Genomic DNA, 19,521 nt, shown 5'->3' on the forward strand with positions numbered 1-19,521 from the left:
ACAAGTATGAAACTTTTTGTATGTCCGTTTCGTATTATGTAAGTGTAAACATATGTTTTACGAAAAAGAGATAGGGGGATGAAGAGTGGTAACTTTTAAAAAGGCGGGTGCAATGTTAACCGCAACAGCGCTGTCTGTTGGGTTATTAGCACCAATTGCAAGTGCTTCAACAGTAGGGAATGATCGAATGGAGTCATTGCCGATTCAAGTGGCACAAACGAATACAACGGTAACAAAAGAGGATTTAATGAAGCGTTTCCGAGAATTATTTCCGAATGAGTTCAAAAATGTAACTGAAAAAGATTTCCAAACGGGTACAGGTTATTCACGTCCAACAGACACGACGGTAAGCTACGAACTTTATTTCTCTAAGCGAATTGATAACCAATATGTTCATGGAAGCTTTATTTTTGTTGGAGAAACATTGGAGTTAGAACAATTCTATTATCAACCAGTAAACACAAAGGATATATTGTTCCCGGCAAAATATTCAAAAGAAGAAGCACAAAAAGTAGCGGATAAATTTATGGAAAGGTTCAATAAAGGCGAGGGGTATGAGCTTGTGCCAAACGCACACGATTTTTACTCACCTTCAATTTTAACACAGCCTGTTGAATACTCATTTATGTATGAAAAGAAAAATTCGGGTATTCCCATTTCAGATCAAACGATCAATATCCGTGTATTAGGGGATGGCACAGTATCATCATTTTATAGAACAACACCTCCAAAAAATAATTTTACGTATGATGATCCATCTAAAAAACAAAATGAATCATCTATTGCCGACCGCTTGCAAGATGCTTTAAAAGCACAGTTGTCATATTCAATTGTTCCGGATTACACAACAGGGGATCATAAAGTAAAGCTTGTTTATGAACCGAATAGCCAAGTTATTTCAGGTGTCCATGCGCAAACAGGAGATTGGTTAACTATGGACGGGCTCTCTTCAACTTTATCAGCTAAATCACTTACACCAATTGTTTCGGCGCCATTAGCGGCAAAACAGCCGAACATGACAGCGGAGCAGGCGCGAGCAATGGCAGAAAAATTGCTGGCAACAGATATTAAAGGTGTTCAACTAGAAATTGGAGCAGTTGATGAAACAACAACAGAAACTGGTAAAGAAGTATTCAACATTCAATATATGTATAACTATCGTAATGGTGGAACAGGAACTGTACTAACAATTGATAAAGCAACAGGGGAATTTATTCATTATAGTGATATAAAAAGTAACCTCGAGGTAGAAGAGGATGAAAACGATACAGAAGTAAAATTATCGCAAAAACAGGCGTTGGATAAAGCGATTGCCCATATAAAAGATTGGGTACCTTCATCTGCTCATAAGTATGCAATACCGGTGAATGAGGGCTTACATGAGAGTTATAATGACAGTTATTACTTTACGTTCCCGCGTATCGTGAACGGATTAACAGTAGCAGGAGACAATATCTCCATAAATGTCGATGCTAAAACAGGTGATTTAGTAAGCTTGTATGTAAGCGATTATGGCGAATTGGAGTGGCCGGCAGCAACTGATATTATATCAGAACAGGAAGCAACAAAAATGTTGAAAGACGAGTTGAAACTGAAGCTGCAATATGTGAATCATCCAAAAGTGGGTAATGAACAGCATTATAGCTTAGCGTATCAACCAGTCTTCAAAGAAGGATCGTCTGCTGCCATTGATGCCAAAACAGGAGAATGGTTAGATGTTTATGGAATGGCCAGTTCGGACAAGCCTAAAATCGAGCATCCAAAAGCCGCTGAAGAATTAAATTATTTAATTCATGCAGGTATTTTGGAAGTAAATGATAAGTTTAACCCGGATGCTCCTATTACGAAAGAGGAAGCGTTAAAAGTTTTACTGAAATCAGTGACTTACATGTATTACAGCTCTAGATTCGATGAGTTTGAAATGGCGGATGAATCATTTACGGATATTACGCCAGATGATGCTATATATGCATTTGTCACACGTGCCTTAAAAATGGGGATGCTAGATGCATCTACTAAAACATTCAATCCTAAAACAGCCCTTACAAATCAAGAGCTGGCAAAATGGGTAATTGGTACACTGAAGTTAAACAAACCTGCACAACTTAGCGATATATATGAATTGAATTACAGTGATGCCGCACTAGTGGATAAGAAAGTACGTGGTCACGTGGCATTAGCATATGCAATGGGATTACTTGAAGCCGAAAATAATCAGCTAAAACCAACTAGTGAAGTCACGTATGCACAATTAGCTCAAGTGACGATTCGTTTAGCTCATAAAATGAATGAATATCAGATTGAAAATTATTAATGGCAGGTTTTGTATTGAACACATTGATTAAATGAAATATCCCTTGCCATTTAAACGGCAAGGGTTTTCATATTTAAATATAGAGATCATTACTTAGGTAGAAGAAAAGAAGATACTTGAGACAGGTGTACGATACAACCTTTGCAAATATACATATACATAAAAGCACTCTATACAAATGAGGAAGTCAGAAAATGCCTTGGTGGAACTGTCAATTCGAAAGTCAGATTAATGGGGCAATTCATGCAAACTGCTTAAAATTATAGTGTTACGAAAGGAGCAGTACTATGTTTCCAAAATTAGAAACTAAACGACTCGTGTTAAGAGAAATTCTTCCTTCCGATGCGGAAGATATTTATTCGATTTTTTCAAACGAAGAGGTAACAAAATATTACGGATTGAACACATTTAAAAAAATAGAGCAGGCAGAGAAGTTAATCGAGGCATTTACTATTAATTTTCAATCTGAAAAAGGGATGCGCTGGGGAATTGAAAAGAAGGGCGTTCCGGGTTTAATCGGTACAATTGGCTTTAACTCATGGTCAAAAACGCATCGGCGTGCAGAAGTAGGGTATGAAATTTATCCAGATTTTTGGCGGAATGGTTATGCATCGGAAGCAGTAGCTAAAATCGTTGACCATGGATTCCAGGAGATGGAGTTAATACGAATCGGTGCCATCGTTTTTGTGGAAAATATAGGATCCAGTCAATTATTGATGAAACAGGGTTTTGAAAAGGAAGGAATTTTAAGAAAGTATATGTACCAAAATAACGAGGCTTTCGATGTAATTATGCTATCGAAGTGTAATCGGCAAAATAATGGAGCTGAATAATGGATATTAATCGAAATGAAATTTACTTAAGAAAGTTAAAATTAGAAGATTTTAATGCTGTCGTTGATTGGAGTAGGGATGATCGTTTTTGTGAAGCAAATGGATGGCAGAAAAATAGAGATCATCTGGAATTATTTAAATGGTGGGAACGTTGTGTAACCAATCAACAAAAAGATATGATCCGTCTTGGAATTGAATATAAAAATAGACTTATCGGTTATGCCGATTTAGCAGAATTTAAAAATAATAGTGCAGAAATAGGTATTGCTATTGGAGATAGTACTCTTTGGAATAATGGTATTGGTACTCAGATGATTAAAAAATTGCTGAATTATGCGAATGAACAATTCGGAGTCACTACATTTTACGGAAAAACCTATGAAACAAATCATCGTTCCAGAAAAATGATGGAGAAGGTTGGATTTACTGAAGAAAGCCGTGAAGGAACTGAATTATATATAGGTAAAGAAGTTAAGTTAGTACAATATAAGTTAGAATTGAATGAATAAAGCTCTCTAATACATACATATATCGAAATAAAAAGTGGTACGAATCAACAACTTCGTACCACTTTTTGTGTAATAACTATTTGACCTTCTTATTCGCTCTTGAACCCCAATACGTAGCAAGGATCGGTCCGGAAATATTGTGCCAGAAACTGAAGATTGCACTCGGAACCGCTGATACGGGATCGAAGTGTGCCATAGCTAATTGGGCACCCAATCCCGAATTTTGCATCCCAACTTCAATCGAAATCGCTTTTTGATCATCGTATTGCAATTTGAATAATTTCGCTACTAAGAACCCTATTAAATACCCTAACCCATTATGTAAAATTACAATGGCAAAAATGATTAATCCTGTTTCTAAAATTTTATCCCGGCTTCCGCTTACTACGGCTGCAACGATCATGACGATCGCAATAACGGATACAGTTGGAAGTATATCGATGCTTTTCTCCACAATTGGTCTAAATAAGAACTGAGCAACGATTCCTAAAACAATTGGAATTAATACAACTTTGATGACCGACATAAACATGGCCATAAATGAAACCGGTAACCATTCGCTTGCTAATAAATAAATTAGCGCAGGAGTCACAAACGGTGCCAATAATGTCGTACATGATGTAATCGTAACAGATAATGCTGTATTTCCTTTTGCCAGGAAAGTCATAACATTTGATGAAGTACCTCCTGGACAACAACCTACTAAAATAACACCAACTGCAATTTCAGGTGGTAAATTGAAAATTTTTGCTAACGCGAATGCCAATAGCGGCATAACCACAAACTGGGAAACAATTCCGATAATCACGCCTTTCGGATGTTGAAGAATCAATTTAAAATCATCTAGTTTCAATGTCATCCCCATACCAAACATGACAATCCCTAATAATATGGTGATGTAACTACCAATCCAAGTGAAATATTCAGGCAGCCAAATCGCTAAACCAGCTGCAACGAGTACCCAAATCGCAAATGTATTTCCTGCAAACTTACCTATCTTCTGTAAAACTCCCATGATGATGTAACCTCAGCTTTCTATTGAATTCATGTCATTGTAATATATCAAATTTACAATTGCAATAATATTCAGAATTTTAAGCGATTTAGTTATTATTCTAGTTAATATAGTCAGATAGCTTTGTATAAAAAGGGGTAAACGCAAACTTCATAAAAAAATGGGCTGTGCAGTATTTTTCTGCACAGCCCATTAACTAACATTCTTACCTATTTTTCAATCGTGCGACTTCCTCACGTACGATTGGCGCAACTTTTGTGCCTAAAAGTTCGATGGCATGCATTACTTGGTCATGCGGCATGGAACCGACTGGCACGTGCAGGAAAAATCTTGAAATGCCGACATGTTCGTAAAGGTAGATGATTTTCTTTGCAACCATGTCAACATCTCCTACATAAAGAGCGCCTTCCAAGCTGCGGGCATCATCAAATGCTTCACGTGTATAAGGAGCCCATCCACGCTCACGGCCAAGTTTCGTCATCGCTGCTGCTGTGGACGGGAAAAACTGCTCAACAGCAAGTTCTGTTGTATCCGCAATAAAACCATGCGAATGGGAAGCGACACGCAGCTTCGAAATGTCATGGCCTGCTTTTTTCGCCACATCATAATACAGTTGAACGATGCGTGCGAAATACAGGGGACTACCACCAATAATCGCCAATGTTAGCGGCAAGCCCAATGTAGCCGCTCGAATTGCGGATTGTGGTGTACCGCCGCTCGCTACCCAAATCGGTAATTTTTCCTGAACGGGGCGCGGGTAGATGCCACGTCCCGGAATAGATGGACGGAAATGGCCGGTTGATGACACAATCTCATTTTCCTGAAGATTTAATAATAGATCAAGTTTTTCTTCAAAAAGCGCATCATAGTCGTTCAAATCGTTGCCGAACAAGGGGAACGACTCAATGAATGAACCGCGTCCAGCCATAATTTCGGCACGGCCGTTCGATAGTCCGTCAAGTGTTGCGAATTGCTGGAACACACGTACCGGATCATCCGACGAGAGTACCGTTACAGCGCTCGTCAGTCGAATTTGTTTTGTTTGCATTGCAGCTGCAGCGAGCACGACAGATGGAACCGATGCTGCATAATCTTCACGGTGATGTTCTCCGACACCATACACATCCAGTCCTACCGAATCCGCCAGCTTAATTTCTTCGACGATTTGGCGCAGTCGTTCGGCATGACTTACTGTTTTGCCTGTTAAAGCGTCGGGAGTTGTTTCTGCAAATGTTGAAATACCTATTTCCATGTGATGACCTCCAAATAATAAATAGCTCGTTACCTTTTCTTACTATGATTACCATATGAAATCATTTTAGTGCACATCGATTGGAAATGAAAGGATTGTTCAATTCGAAACATTACAAGTAAAGTCAGATTTCAATTAAGGCCCTATCTTTTATCTCTATAATTCTTGTAGCTACTTGTTTCACAAAGTAGTCATCATGGGAGACAAAAAGAATAGTGCCGTCATATGCCCGGATAAAGTTTACCAACGCCTCTTTTGTCGCCATATCAAGGAAGTTGGTCGGTTCATCGAGCAGGAGAATATTATATTGACCTAAAAACAGCTCACTTAAAAGTAAACGAATGCGTTCGCCTCCGCTTAAAACAGTAATTCGTTTTTGTAAATCACTCTGGTCAAACTGCATCAGATGTAAAACAGTACGAATAAATGCATCGCTATATTCGCTTCGTGTTTTTATAAAACTCCAAACCGTCTCATCCGGCAAGTTTTGATATGCAAGCTGAGAAAAATGGCCGATTTTGACTTTCGGTGAGAGATCCATATGGGGATGCTTTTCGATCATCGCCTGCAGCAACGTTGATTTCCCACTGCCGTTCGGACCGGTCAGAGCGATTTTATCCTGTAAACGAACTTGAAGCTGACATTGATCAATCAGTATTTTCTTACGGATCGACAAAGTGAAATCTTGCATCATGATCGGCACTTTATTATGAAGTTCCAATGCTTTCGATTGTTTGAAATGAAGTGGAACATCTTCTTTTACTTTCTCTACAACAGGCAGCTGTTCGATTCGTTTTTCCATCGCCTTTGCCGAGCGATAAGCCGCTTTTTGGCTTGTTCCTTTGGATTTTGTTTCAAACATTCGATTCGCTTTAGCCTTCGTTTCTTTTTTTGAAAGCTTCTTTGCCTCGGTAATTTTTTCGGCCTTTTTCATTTTTTCGGCAACTGCCTTTTCCAAGTGGGCCTTTTCGCGAACGTATTTTTCATGGGCAGCAGCTTGCTCATGTTTTTCCCGTTCCTTTTGCGCGGAATAATCGGAATAATTTCCGCTATAAACCGAAACTTGGCCATCATTTACTTCCCAGATTGTCGTGACGACGCTATCCAGCAGGTTCCGATCATGGCTGACTAAGACGACAGCTCCGTAATAATCGCGTAGTTGATCTTGCAAAAATCGGATGCCTTTTCGATCTAAGTGCGTTGTCGGTTCATCGAAAATCAATGCCTCATAGTAATGACTGAATGCCTGTGATAACTTCAGCCTCGTCAGTTCACCACCGCTATGTGGATCGACTGCCTTTAATTTATGAAGGAGGGCGATGTCAATATTGTGTTGGGTGAAAGCAGGGGATGTTTGTTCAAAATAATAATAATCGACATGTGAACTTACATTTCCTTGCTGCGGCACAAGTTGACCCGTTAATATTTTTAATAAAGTACTTTTACCGGCGCCGTTTTTACCGACAATACCGATGCGGTCAAATTGATAAATAGCCAGCTGCGGGATTGCGAGTATATCCTTATCTAAAAATTGTACGTGTATATTTTTCAGTTCAAAGCTTAAGTTTTCCATTATTGCTACCTCCGAAATATAGAATTTCGTACCGATAGCTTATCGATACGAGCGGTTTGTGTAATCCGCCCGTATTAAAAGAATAGAAGCATCTGCATTGTTTTAGCCCTCCATTTTATACGTGAGTCTAAAACGCAATAAAAAAGCAGACATATGTATGCCTGCGCCGAAAAAATATAGAAGTCTCCCGTTTAAAGAGGAATCTCTATGGTTTCATCGTTTACAAGCATGACAAAAAAGCCCATCTCAAATGGGTTTGCTTTTTTATTGCCAGCTTAGCGTAAACGAAGTAAAAACATAGAAAAATCCCTCCTTCTCATAAATTAATGACATCATAATAGTTTTCCTGAAATAAGTCAATCCTGGAATTAATAATTAATTAGGGGAGAATTGAAAATTTATAAATATTCAAATATAATTATATTTATAAAACGGACGTAAGAAGAAATCTTTTTTGGAAGATGTGGTCGAATGAGTTTATATTTTGCATATGTCATGATTGGCCTTGCGATTGCAATGCCGGTTGGTGCCATTACAGTTGAAATGACAAAACAGGGGTTAAAAAATGGATTTATGCATGGTTGGGCGGTAGGGCTTGGTGGTATGACAATTGATTTAGCTTTAATCATTGCCTTATATTTAGGGGTAGCTCAATTTTTATCGTTGTCTTATATTCAACTTCCGCTTTGGCTTATTGGAGCCGCGTTTTTATTTGTTTTGGCTTTTGATTCTATTAAAAACGCAGACAAAGATATTGCATTAGCTGGTGAGAAAGCCAATAAATCCTTTTTGTCAACTTACCGCAATGGTTTATTGGTTGCTGTTTCTCCAGGAAATCTTGTTTTCTGGATTTCTGTATTTGGAGCAGTTTTGGCCGACTCTTATTCAGGAAAAGGTACCCATCAATTTTTAATTGTTGCGCTTGGTATTTTATCAGGGATTTTACTGCATGATATTGGACTTTTAACAATTGTTTCACTTTCGAGAAAAGTTATGAATCGTACTATGATTAAATGGACTTCCATCATCGCGGGTGTATTATTATTCGGATTTGGCTGTTACTTTATCTATGAGTTTATTCATGATTTAAAAGCATTAATTTAACTAAGAGACAGACGATTCCAAAGCATAACTGGTTTCGTCTGTTCGTTTTTATATGTGGAGTTAGTTGGAGAGGGGAAGTCACAATTGTACTGACATATCGCTTTTTTCATAGGCATACACTGCTATAAAATTAAAAGTTTTGCGGATGAGGCAACATTTGTGAGGAGACGACGTTCTATTCTAAAGAAGAGCATACAGAATAACGGCATGTTTCCACAATTTCTATTGTGAATCGATTAAAGTTTTTGTATGCTAAGTGAATGTGGAAGTGGACTATGGAGTTAAAATCAGAAAATGATGATTTTAACTTTGGGATAATGCAAATGATTGGAGTTGTTTTTGTTGTTAGATACAATCATTCTATCAATGATTGAGTTTTTTAAAGGGTTTGGCTATTTTGGTGTACTGTTGGCGCTCTGCTTTGAGTTTATTCCAGCAGAAATTATATTACCGATGGCTGGCTTTTGGATTGCTCAAGGGGAATATAGCTATTGGTTAATGGTGCTTGCAGGAACGGTAGGCGGAACGATTGGTCCGTTGACTTTATATGCAGTCGGGCGTTATGGTGGTCGACCAATCGTTTTGAAATACGGGAAGTTCTTCTTGATCAATGAAAAGCAAGTGAATGCATCGGACAAGTTTTTCGCTAAATATGGCGCGGGTGTCGCATTTTTCGGACGCTTTATGCCAATCGTCCGTACGGCAATTTCGGTTCCATGCGGGATGACTAAAATGAATGTATGGAAGTTTACAATTTACACATTTTTAGCGATGTTCCCAATTACCGCGCTTTATGTTTATTTAGGCATTAAGCTAGGGGAGAACTGGGAACAGGCAGGAGATCTGTTTAAACAATACTTGCAGCCGTTTGTTATCATCATCATTGTTCTAGCAGTAATTTATGCGATTTACAAATACCGCATTAAATTATTAGAGCGTAAAATGAACTTACCTAAAAAAAAATAAACTAAAGGGCAGCCGACCTAACATTGGCTGCCCTTTATAATTATCTTTACATTATTTAACAATTAAATTATTTTTAATTTCCTTCTCCAACATTTTAACTAGTTCTTCCTGTTCTAAATGTTGAAGTAATGTTAAGCCCTTATTGATAAAACCTTCATCCGCTCCGTTTAAATTATTGAGGCAAACGCCTTTTCTCACATAACAAATCGACAGGTTGATAAAAAGCTGCTCCGATTTACATGCACTGATTGCATCATTTAACAGATGAAGTGCGGTTTCAAAGTCTTTTCCTTTAATATTAATAAGCGACAGATTGATCAGAAAATTAATTTTTAATTTATTTATATTTTGAAAGCCATTGTACTTGTCGATATGACGAAAAGCAAATTCTTTTATTTCCGTTGCAGTTGGAATCGGAAACACAAATAAAATAGCATTCAGCAAATAAATATCAGCTAAGTACAATGTATTTCGTTGAGAAAGATCTTTCCAAATGGGAGATAAAGTTTTAGAAGCCATTACAAAATCGCTGGATCTGGCCAAAATGAGCATCCCCTCCATTACGGTTTGAATATTGATAATTAAATTGTCGTTCGGATTTTGCCGTAAATAAGCAGCACATTCTTCAATCATTTGAAGCAGTGCATTTTCGGAATTGTACGTTTGATTGTAAAACCTCTTCATAATTCTTTGGCGCTCATGCATTTCGTAGTTATTGCTTATGTATTCAAACTCTTCGTAAGACATTTCGAGCCGACCCAAAAATTCCTTTAAAATAGAATATTTAATTTCTCTGTTTTCCCCTTTTTCAAATTTTGAATAGTTGCCCTGTGAGCATATTTTCTCGCTGACATATTGTTGTGAATAGCCTTTACCAACCCGTATGTCTTTTACAACTTGCCCGTAATTATTCATTTCATCACCTAATTATTCTTTTAGGCATATTATACACTTTTTGTCTGATAATTTGTAAAATTAATACAAAGGAGGGGACGAAATGGTAGATTTATTAATCACTACTTTAGAACTGTGGATTATTGGAACTGGTGGAGGATAAGTAAGGATTTAAAGGATCATATATTAATTAGTTTTGGAATAAAAAGGAGTTTAGGGTAAATCTGAATTTATATTATTTTCATATCCCGGGCTGGGTCATTCGATTTATTGTCCAGAGTTGCTTAAAATAGAAACAAGCCGTTGTCAAAAAATGTGACAACGGCTTGTTTTAAATTGAGATCATTAAATTAAACAGTAAGCGAACCTCGAAATCCTCGAGCACCATAGTAAGAGTCTGCACCATTATGATACATGAAAACCGTCTCATATCGACGGTCACAGAAAATTGCACCGCCAAGTTTGCGGATATCGGGTGGTGTTAAAACCCAGCTGGACGTTTTTAAATCAAATTTCCCAAGTTGCTGCAACGAGCGGTATTCGACTTCTGTTAAAAGTTCAATTCCCATAGAAGCCGCCATATTCATCGCACTGTCTTCAGGTTTGTTTTTCTTTCGCGCATCCAGTGCTTCCTGGTCATAACAAATACTTCTGCGTCCTTTAGGGCTTTCAGGTGAACAGTCCATAAATGTGTATGTGTCCATTTCATGATTATATGCAACGACATCAGGTTCACCTTCAGTACGTTCCATTTCATGAAGCGACCACAGTTTTACAGGATTCGCTTCGAGCTTTGTCTGCACATTTTCCCAATCGATATTTGGATGACGTTCCATATGCTGTAAAAAGCGTGCTTTCAATATTGTAAGAAGTTGTTCTTGTTGTTCGTTTGTTAATACTTTTTTAGCTGTCATAATAGAGAACACCTCGATAAGTAGTTGATGCCATTAATGATACTGTAAGCTAGAGAATAAAGTCTAGTAATGATTAACTTTCGAAATAAGATAAATCTATTCAAAACTTAGTTTGCATCATGATTATACTTGCACTCGAATGAAATAAAATAATAAGAATAGACAAATGGTTTTGTTTGTTATATACTATGGTTAATAAGAAATGTTACAAGACAACAATAAATTCACCTATTACAAAATGTATTCGTGTTTTATTTAGTACTTTTTGTAATATGTGAATTTTTTCTTTATGAGAATTGTGATCTTATTAAATTTAATTAAATGGAGGTCATTTAAATGACACAAGGTACAGTAAAATGGTTTAACGCAGAAAAAGGTTTTGGTTTCATCGAAGTTGAAGGCGGAAACGACGTATTCGCTCACTTCTCAGCAATCCAAGGCGAAGGTTTCAAATCTTTAGACGAAGGTCAAAAAGTTGAATTTGAAATCGAAGACGGTCAACGTGGCCCACAAGCTACAAACATCGTAAAACTTTAATTTTAATGATGTAACGATAAACTGCATCCCAAATATGGGGTGCAGTTTTTTTGTGTCAAAAATGATAGGGTAGACAATTTAAATCCCGTTCCTAAATATGATTTTAGGAGCGGGATTATTTAATTGCACAGTTATACGAAATGAGAAGGTTAACAATTCCTAACAAACCAATCCACCCATAAATATTCATTTATGAATTTCCTCCTTTAAAAGACATAGCTCAAATTTATCCCAGCCCTTAAAGCTAAGGTTAGATTTGTTAATTAAGGACATTTGAGAAATGGCGTTTATTAATGTTTTTATGGAGGCAAGCTGTAAAAGATTCATTTTTTGTTGTGTATGTAATCTTCTTGAAAAGCCAAAATGAAAAGAAAACGCTACAAATTTGTAGCGCTTCCTTTTCGTTAATTATTGTTGATTGTTTGAGTTTCCGCGTAATTGTTGCTCTGCCATTTGTACTAGGCGTTTCGTAATTTCGCCACCTACAGAGCCGTTAGCACGTGCTGATGCGTCTGGTCCTAATTGAACACCAAACTCTTGTGCAATTTCGTACTTCATTTGGTCAACTGCTTGTTGTGCACCAGGTACACGTAATTTGTTTGAGCTGTTGTTGTTTGCCATCTGTTATCGCCTCCTTATGACAATAGAATGCACAGGTAAAAAAGTTTCATACCACATCAGAAATAGGTAATTTACAGTTCAATTGGTAACGTTTTTATAATATGGTGTTTTTATAATAACCAATTATCATCGATAAACACTAAATCACATAGGATAGCTCGCACCGCAACTAAAACAAATTAGAAAAATTGTCGGATTGTAACATATGGAATAAAGTGGTTTAATTGGGAGATACAGTATGGAATCATCATCGTTACAGAAAGGAATGACTTTTTTGAATACAATTATCGAAAATAATAAAAAAAGCTGGGATATTGTAGCAAAGCATTTTGCTGGAGGAGATGCGTTGCCAAGCTATGGACCATTAGCACAAACCGAAGAGGAACTTAATTTAATCGGAAGTGTTGCCGGCAAAACAGTGCTGGAAGTTGGATTTGGGAGCGGTCATTCTCTTTTATATATGAATAAGAATGGTGCAAAGGAGCTTTGGGGTGTTGATTTTTCGAGTGCCCAAATGGACCTGGCACAGAAAACGTTATACGGCATTGAGGTAAGCTTATTTACGGCTCCAATGGAAGAAGAAATCGGTCTGCCGAAGAATTATTTTGATTTAGTGTATTCCATTTATGCGATTGGCTGGTCAAGTGATCTTCCGGCAACGTTTAAGTTAGTTTACAGCTACTTAAAAGAAGGAGGCGAATTTATTTTCAGCTGGGAACACCCTTTCTATAATCAAATCAAATGCCGTGATCATCAGTTTAGTTTAACGGATTCCTACCAGCGTGAAGGACATATCGAAACAACGACATTTAAAGGGGAAGATGCGCCAATGCAAATACCGAAATATAAAATGGCGACATTTATAAATGCACTTTTAAAAGCAGGCTTTGAACTTGTAGAAATTATTGAAAGTGATATTCCGGTACATGCAAAAGGTGAAGAAATTCCGTATTCCGAAAAATATTATTCTCTACATAAAGCAAGCAACTTTCCAACAACCTTTATCGTAAAAGCTCGTAAACGTACTATATAGGAGGCAAATATAATGATTCGAAAGTTAACAAACGAAGACCTTGAAACTACATTGGCACTTGTACATAAAAAGCCGGCAGAAAATTTATTTATCATCGGTGATATTGAAGCGTATGGGATGGAATCGGATATCCAGGATTTATGGGGGCAATTTGAAGGTGATCAGCTAAAAGCGATTTTACTGCGCTATGATCAAAACTATATCCCGTACAGTGAAGGAAATTATGATACCGAGGGATTTGCCAAAATCATTAACAAAAATCGAGGTCGGATAGAAATTTCGGGGCTTCAGCATTTAGTCGCTCCATTAAAGAAATGGATTGACCGCGGTATTCGTCGGGACAGCGAAACGTATTATGCAAAATGTACAGAATTGACCGTTCCCACATCTGATTTGGATTTTTCAAATGTGACGTATTTACAGCCAAGTGAATACGAAGAAAATATTGACATGCTCAGATCGATTCCGGAATTTTCAACGGGTACATTTAGTGTTGAAGGAAGAGAGCGCGCGGAAAAATTTAAAACGGGGCGTACTTATATTATTCGTGACGAACAGGGTGTGATGGTCTCTTCAGCATCAACAACAGCGGAAAATTCTCAGTCCGCGATGATTGTAGGCGTCGGAACGAGACCGGGATACGGGAAAAAAGGATATGCGACACATTGTATGTTAAAACTTTGCCGTGACCTGCTCGCTGAAGGGAAATCAATCTGTCTGTTTTATGATAATCCGGCTGCCGGACGCATTTATAAGCGGATTGGATTTGAGGATATCGGTTTTTGGTCAATGGTTCGTTATGAAGAGAAAAATTAAGGGGGACAAATATTGTGAAAACATTATTGGCAGAACAACCGATTCAGATTAACGCCTATGATATCGATGCGATGGGCATTGTAAGTAATATTGTGTATGTACGCTGGTTTGAGGATTTACGTATGGCATTTTTAAATGAGCATTATCCATTAGCAGAGATGATGGCTGTGCAAATATCCCCGATCTTGATGAAAACAGAGATTGAATATAAAGCCCCTTTAACAATTTTCGATCAACCAGTCGGTCGGTGCTGGATGGTGAAAATCGGGCAATCTAGTTGGGAAATGGAACTGGAAATTACAACGGAAAAGCATATCCATTGCATCGGAAAACAATCAGGATGCTTTTTCAATTTAGAAAAGAAAAGAGTTGCGAAAATTCCTGATCCATTAAAGAAGCTTTTTGAAATGGAGCAATAAAATATGATGAAAGAACAATTAGAAGGAATTGTAAAAAAGTCGATTAATCTGGATTTAATTGATTTTAACGAATTAATCCAGTTCATGCTAAAAAATATTGGAAATACGGATGGCTATTTACGTGATAACTTAATTTATCGGGGATTTTGCGAATTAATTCTGAATGAGCAATTTACTGAAGAACAATTAGTTTTAATATTAAAAACATGTTCGGATGATGAGCACCTTTATTTAAATATTACACAGAGCAATCCTTCTGATGATGTATTTACAAGATCGTTTTCGGCACTCGTTATCACCCTTATTTTAGGGAAAGATCGTGAAAATAGAAGTTTGCCTGAAGAACTTGTTGTTGAGGCTATTCACCGTAGTATTCATTATTTATTTCTTGAGAAGGATTACCGAGGATTCGTCAATACAAAGGGCTGGGCACATGCGGTTGCACATGGAAGTGATTTATTAACAGAAGCAATTAGACATCCGTTGATGAAGGATTCCAAATTATTATGTAGTGCATTACAAAGTTTAAAAAGCTGTCTTCATACTGAATATGCTTTAATCGATGAGGAAGAAGTACGCATGTTACCGGTCATTGATGCATTACTGGATAAGGGACTGACGGATGAGCAATTGTTAACGTGGCTAAAAGGATTGCATTACATAGAAGTAGAGGATTGGCATAAGAAATACCGGTATGAATGGAATGTGAAAAAATTTGAGGCAGCATTATTAAGACATTTATTAAAATCAACCAAATGTACAAAAACAGCCGATTGGATTATTTTTGGAAATCCAACTTTTGTTTAGTAAGGAGTTGAAAAATTGAGACGTATTTTTTTAATGATACTGCCATTCATTTTATACATAACAGGCTTACTCGCATATTATTTTGATAAGATTAACGGTTATCAATTTATTATTTTTATTATAGTGGGCCTGGGTATTTCAATTTTCGGATTCTTTGTTTACCGGAACCAGAAGAAGTTGAAAGCAGCTTTTTTAGGGATTTTTTATATACTAGCCCTATTAGCTGTCTTTGAAAGCCGACTGATTGATTATGAAAAATATACTTATTTTCTTATGTCATATAACGAGCCTTTTGAAATAGTGGAAGACTCAGGAATCAATGTACTGGCAGTGGAAGTGATTGAGATCCCATATATAACGGACTTGAACTACTTAATTCATACTATGGAATCTTCAACTTATAAAAAAGTTTTGGATTCGGAAGTTGTCACGAATAAAATCCGGTACCGTTCGAAAAACGAAGAATTACTAAGTTATGTACGTCCTATGGAGAAACATTTTGAGACGATGAAGGAAAATGTCCTTGCTTATTTACCAGAAAACGCTTTTGCTATTAATCAATTTTTAGAAAGAGAAGATATAGAAGGTGACAGTGCAGGACTTGCCACTGTATTAAGCGCTCTTATCGAAAATGGTGACGTTAACAATAATCTTCCGATTGCCGTAACAGGAGCGATTGATAGCAAAGGAAATGTGAAGGAGATCGGTTCAATAAAAGCGAAAACTATGATTGCCGAACAAAGCGGTTTTTCTCATATAATTCTACCTGTAGAAAATGAAGAAGAGGCGAAGAGAGTAAAAAAAGATGAGCAGCTTAATATAGAAATTATCGCTGTGGCATCTATAGAAAATGCTGTAACTGATATAAAAAAACTAAATGAAACAGGGTCATTAAATAAATAAAATGAAAAACAGAAAATAAACAACCTTTGTTAATTAGGATAGGGAATTAATGTGCAAAGGACAAAAATAATGAAGGAACAATGCTTTATCTTCACTGAAAAAAACAGATATCATAATAATTGTTCTATCATTTTTTAATAGACTATGTTATTTTTATAATAATTTAATAATTTGCAATTTAAATAAGTGCTTACAGAATTTTGTAAGGTAAAAGGGAAATTAGTGAAAGACTAATGCAGCCCCCGCTACTGTAATAGCTGATGAAATCACAATGAATCACTGTCGTAAAGATGGGAAGAAGTGAAAGTAAAAGGAAGCTTAAGCCAGGAAACCTGCTTATTTAAACGATACTTACTTTTCGGAGGGAGAAGTATAGGCGAAACAAGTAATTGTTTTTGTGTTTTTCTATACTTTTTTAGTATTAATTTCACATGCCCGTACCTCTTTCTAACGAGAGGTGCGGGCTTTTTTTATTTTAGTGGATAACCAATACTAGTTTTTGATGAAATCCACATAAGAAAAATTATCATCACGTCCTATTTGGTACGAGATGTATTTTACTAATAGGGAGGGTGTTTACATGCAAAAAGGAAAGATCTTTGTTGTAGGGTTCGGACCTGGAGATCGGGAACATATAACAAAACGTGCAGTCGATGCACTACAGCAAAGCGATCACATTATGGGCTACAAAACGTATGTTGAACTGATTGAGCACTTAGTGACGGCGAAAACCATTGTCAGTACGGGAATGACTGAAGAAGTTTCACGTGCGCAAGAAGCTGTAAAACAGGCTGAAGCCGGCCATATAGTTGCTGTTATTTCCAGTGGTGATGCAGGTGTTTACGGAATGGCGGGCCTCGTATATGAAGTATTAATTGAAAAGGGATGGACTGCAAAAGAAGGGATTGAAGTAGAAGTCGTTCCGGGTATATCAGCGATTAACTCCTGTGCAAGTTTACTTGGCGCTCCTGTTATGCATGATTCGTGCACAATTAGTTTAAGTGACCATTTAACACCATGGACGGTCATCGGAAAACGGATTGAGGCAGCGGCAATGGCAGACTTTGTCGTTGCGTTTTACAATCCTAAATCCGGCAGACGGACAAGACAAATTGTGGAAGCGCAACGAATATTGCTTAAGTATCGTTCACCTGATACACCTGTCGGATTAGTAAAAGCTGCCTATCGGGATACGCAGGACATTGTGTTAACAACACTAGAAGAAATGCTCGAACATGATATCGGAATGCTGACAACGGTCGTCGTGGGGAATTCCTCAACATTTTACTACGATAATAAAATCATTACACCGCGTGGTTATCAGCGTAAATATACGTTAGGAGAAGAAAAGCAACTATTAAAACCGCACCAACGTTTGAAAAAAGAAGCGGAACCTTGGGCGTTGGATCAGGAAACGGGTGAAGCAAAGACCGGGTATGAAAAAATTGAAGCTATAGAGAAAAAAATAGTTGAACCAGCAGCAATTAAAACAACCGCATTACAGCTTGCAAATGAAGCATTAGCGCTCGTACATAAAGAAACGTCAGCAGTAAAAGTTGAAGAAAATCCTTTTTTAGTGCAGCAAGAAGTGGAATCCATATTTGAGTTTGCTGTATCACCAGGTGTTGCCAATAAAATGATTACACCTGCACAAATGATTACAATGGCAGAGGTTGTAGGAGAACGGGGTACGATGGAGTATACGCCTGATCACCGTCTCTTATTGAAGGTACCAACTGATTCACCTCAAAGAATCGTAGAAACGGTAGAAAAAACGGGTTTACTTGTTCAACCTGTCGGCGACGTAGTAATCGTCAAGGCGTGTGATTTCTGTTACGGCGAAAAAGCCGAATCCATTCCATATGCTGAAGAGATTATGGAAACACTTGGTGGCATTAAAATGCCGAAAGAACTACATGTCGGTTTTAACGGTTGCGGAATGGCATGTTATCGCGCGGTTTTTGATGATATCGGCATTGTTTACCGCAAGAAAAAGTTTGATTTGTTTATCGGTTCCAAACCAGTTGGACGAACAGCACATGCAGCACAACCTGTCCTTGAAGGGATCGATCCCGAAAAATTGATTCCTTTACTAACAGAAATCGTTGCGGACTATAAAGAAAATGGACATCCGAATGAACGTTTTTTCAAATATTTTAAACGTGTAAAAAAAATCCTGAATTTCAATTATGTTGATATGTCATGCAAAATTAAAGTGGAAGAGGCCCCTTGTGGAGATTAGGTGAAATGATGATTTTATTTTTAGCTGGAACAAGTGATGCAAGAGAGCTGGCGGTTCAATTAATGCAAGCGGGACAAGAATTGGTGGCGACTGTCGTGACGGAATCTGCTGCAGCGAGTCTACAGGAAGCGAATGTTCCGTACCATGTCGGTCGTTTAACAGAACAGCAAATGAAGGAACTAATTGAAGAACGGCGGGTAACAACGGTTATCGATGCCAGTCATCCATATGCGGAAGAGGCTTCCAAAACAGCGATGGCCGCTGCAAATTTAACGGGTATTCCTTATATTCGATATGAACGTCCGCAGCAAAGTTATGTACATCCGCTTGTTACGGAAGTGGAAACGTATACAGAAGCGGCAATTGCTGCATCCGCACATTCAGGAACAATTATGCTGACGACAGGCAGTAAAACGCTTGCCGTTTTTACGGAACAATTATTACATAACGAAAATATTCGTCTTGTCTGCCGGATGCTGCCAAATAAAGAGAATATGGAGAAATGCCATGACCTTGGGGTGAAGCAGCGTGATATTATCGCAATCCAAGGCCCGTTTTCAAAAGAACTGAATAAAGCGCTTTACGAACAATTCAGCACAACACTTATTATTACAAAGGAAAGCGGGAAAGTCGGTTCAGTAGACGAAAAGATGGATGCGGCTCTTGAAATTGGTATTCCAGTCATCTTAATTAAAAGACCAAAAATACAATATGAAAACTTATGCACTTCATTCGAGAAAGTGTTTGAAAAATTAGGAGGCAAATAATA

General features: G+C 37.5%; 19 protein-coding genes and 1 riboswitch. Of the genes, 13 read left to right on the plus strand and 6 right to left on the minus strand.

Features of this window, described 5'->3' with window-relative positions; all coding sequences use genetic code 11:
• Positions 1-85: 85 nt before the first annotated feature.
• The 3 genes from MHB58_RS07685 to MHB58_RS07695 all read left to right on the plus strand — a co-directional run bounded on the left by MHB58_RS07685 (position 86) and on the right by MHB58_RS07695 (position 3,656).
• Positions 86-2,314, plus strand: coding sequence for an S-layer homology domain-containing protein (locus MHB58_RS07685; protein ID WP_340734958.1), 2,229 nt, complete (start codon positions 86-88; stop codon positions 2,312-2,314).
• Positions 2,315-2,601: 287 nt separating this feature from the next.
• Entirely contained in the window at positions 2,602-3,147 is a 546-nt protein-coding gene (locus tag MHB58_RS07690; RefSeq protein WP_340734959.1) for a GNAT family N-acetyltransferase, read from the plus strand.
• The gene (locus MHB58_RS07695) at positions 3,147-3,656 is read left to right on the plus strand and encodes a GNAT family N-acetyltransferase (protein WP_008406532.1); all 510 of its coding nucleotides are present in this window, start codon (positions 3,147-3,149) and stop codon (positions 3,654-3,656) included. Before MHB58_RS07690 ends, MHB58_RS07695 begins: the two co-directional genes overlap by 1 nt.
• Positions 3,657-3,732: 76 nt before the next feature.
• Here MHB58_RS07695 and MHB58_RS07700 read toward each other — a convergent pair whose 3' ends face one another.
• The 3 genes from MHB58_RS07700 to abc-f all read right to left on the minus strand — a co-directional run bounded on the left by MHB58_RS07700 (position 3,733) and on the right by abc-f (position 7,496).
• Positions 3,733-4,671: a bile acid:sodium symporter family protein gene (locus MHB58_RS07700; protein WP_008406533.1), complete on the minus strand. Its 939-nt coding sequence runs from the start codon at positions 4,669-4,671 to the stop codon at positions 3,733-3,735.
• Positions 4,672-4,876: 205 nt separating this feature from the next.
• On the minus strand, positions 4,877-5,923 hold the full coding sequence (locus tag MHB58_RS07705; protein ID WP_340734960.1) for an LLM class flavin-dependent oxidoreductase: 1,047 nt from the start codon (positions 5,921-5,923) through the stop codon (positions 4,877-4,879).
• Positions 5,924-6,047: 124 nt separating this feature from the next.
• On the minus strand, positions 6,048-7,496 hold the full coding sequence (abc-f, locus tag MHB58_RS07710) for a ribosomal protection-like ABC-F family protein (protein WP_340734961.1): 1,449 nt from the start codon (positions 7,494-7,496) through the stop codon (positions 6,048-6,050).
• Between the two features lie 471 nt (positions 7,497-7,967).
• On the opposite strand from abc-f, the gene MHB58_RS07715 reads away from it, so the two are divergent.
• Together MHB58_RS07715 and MHB58_RS07720 are read left to right on the plus strand one after the other, a co-directional pair.
• Positions 7,968-8,600, plus strand: coding sequence for a LysE family transporter (locus tag MHB58_RS07715; RefSeq protein ID WP_340734962.1), 633 nt, complete (start codon positions 7,968-7,970; stop codon positions 8,598-8,600).
• Between the two features lie 366 nt (positions 8,601-8,966).
• Positions 8,967-9,566 carry a DedA family protein gene (locus MHB58_RS07720; protein ID WP_041865894.1) on the plus strand — a complete coding sequence of 200 codons (600 nt, stop codon included), beginning with the start codon at positions 8,967-8,969 and terminating at the stop codon, positions 9,564-9,566.
• Positions 9,567-9,617: 51 nt separating this feature from the next.
• Here MHB58_RS07720 and MHB58_RS07725 read toward each other — a convergent pair whose 3' ends face one another.
• Together MHB58_RS07725 and MHB58_RS07730 are read right to left on the minus strand one after the other, a co-directional pair.
• Positions 9,618-10,481: a helix-turn-helix domain-containing protein gene (locus MHB58_RS07725; RefSeq protein WP_014824159.1), complete on the minus strand. Its 864-nt coding sequence runs from the start codon at positions 10,479-10,481 to the stop codon at positions 9,618-9,620.
• A 329-nt stretch (positions 10,482-10,810) separates the two neighbouring features.
• The gene (locus MHB58_RS07730) at positions 10,811-11,374 is read right to left on the minus strand and encodes a DUF4256 domain-containing protein (protein WP_014824158.1); all 564 of its coding nucleotides are present in this window, start codon (positions 11,372-11,374) and stop codon (positions 10,811-10,813) included.
• Positions 11,375-11,710: 336 nt separating this feature from the next.
• On the opposite strand from MHB58_RS07730, the gene MHB58_RS07735 reads away from it, so the two are divergent.
• Complete coding sequence (locus MHB58_RS07735) at positions 11,711-11,911, plus strand: cold-shock protein (RefSeq protein WP_008406560.1); 201 nt, start codon at positions 11,711-11,713, stop codon at positions 11,909-11,911.
• A 408-nt stretch (positions 11,912-12,319) separates the two neighbouring features.
• Here the strand turns inward: MHB58_RS07735 and MHB58_RS07740 are convergent, their stop codons facing one another.
• Positions 12,320-12,532, minus strand: a complete 213-nt coding sequence (locus tag MHB58_RS07740; protein ID WP_008406565.1) for an alpha/beta-type small acid-soluble spore protein — start codon at positions 12,530-12,532, stop codon at positions 12,320-12,322.
• 238 nt (positions 12,533-12,770) lie between these two features.
• Between MHB58_RS07740 and MHB58_RS07745 the strand changes: the two genes are divergently transcribed.
• From MHB58_RS07745 to cobK, 7 genes are all read left to right on the plus strand, one after another.
• Positions 12,771-13,565 (plus strand): class I SAM-dependent methyltransferase, encoded by a 795-nt coding sequence (locus MHB58_RS07745; protein WP_014824157.1) that lies wholly within the window; start codon positions 12,771-12,773, stop codon positions 13,563-13,565.
• A gap of 12 nt (positions 13,566-13,577) precedes the next feature.
• Entirely contained in the window at positions 13,578-14,381 is an 804-nt protein-coding gene (locus tag MHB58_RS07750; RefSeq protein ID WP_014824156.1) for a GNAT family N-acetyltransferase, read from the plus strand.
• A gap of 14 nt (positions 14,382-14,395) precedes the next feature.
• Positions 14,396-14,800, plus strand: a complete 405-nt coding sequence (locus MHB58_RS07755; RefSeq protein WP_014824155.1) for an acyl-CoA thioesterase — start codon at positions 14,396-14,398, stop codon at positions 14,798-14,800.
• A 3-nt stretch (positions 14,801-14,803) separates the two neighbouring features.
• Positions 14,804-15,607, plus strand: a complete 804-nt coding sequence (locus MHB58_RS07760; RefSeq protein WP_014824154.1) for a DUF2785 domain-containing protein — start codon at positions 14,804-14,806, stop codon at positions 15,605-15,607.
• A gap of 15 nt (positions 15,608-15,622) precedes the next feature.
• The gene (locus MHB58_RS07765) at positions 15,623-16,510 is read left to right on the plus strand and encodes a S16 family serine protease (RefSeq protein ID WP_014824153.1); all 888 of its coding nucleotides are present in this window, start codon (positions 15,623-15,625) and stop codon (positions 16,508-16,510) included.
• Positions 16,511-16,677: 167 nt separating this feature from the next.
• A riboswitch (cobalamin riboswitch) is annotated at positions 16,678-16,864 on the plus strand.
• 226 nt (positions 16,865-17,090) lie between these two features.
• On the plus strand, positions 17,091-18,752 hold the full coding sequence (cobJ, locus tag MHB58_RS07770) for a precorrin-3B C(17)-methyltransferase (RefSeq protein ID WP_340734963.1): 1,662 nt from the start codon (positions 17,091-17,093) through the stop codon (positions 18,750-18,752).
• 8 nt (positions 18,753-18,760) lie between these two features.
• Positions 18,761-19,519, plus strand: coding sequence for a precorrin-6A reductase (cobK, locus tag MHB58_RS07775; RefSeq protein WP_340735897.1), 759 nt, complete (start codon positions 18,761-18,763; stop codon positions 19,517-19,519).
• Positions 19,520-19,521: the final 2 nt, after the last annotated feature.

The sequence above is a fragment of the Solibacillus sp. FSL K6-1554 genome, assembly GCF_038005185.1.
In the GTDB taxonomy this organism is placed as follows: Bacteria; Bacillota; Bacilli; order Bacillales_A; family Planococcaceae; genus Solibacillus; species Solibacillus silvestris.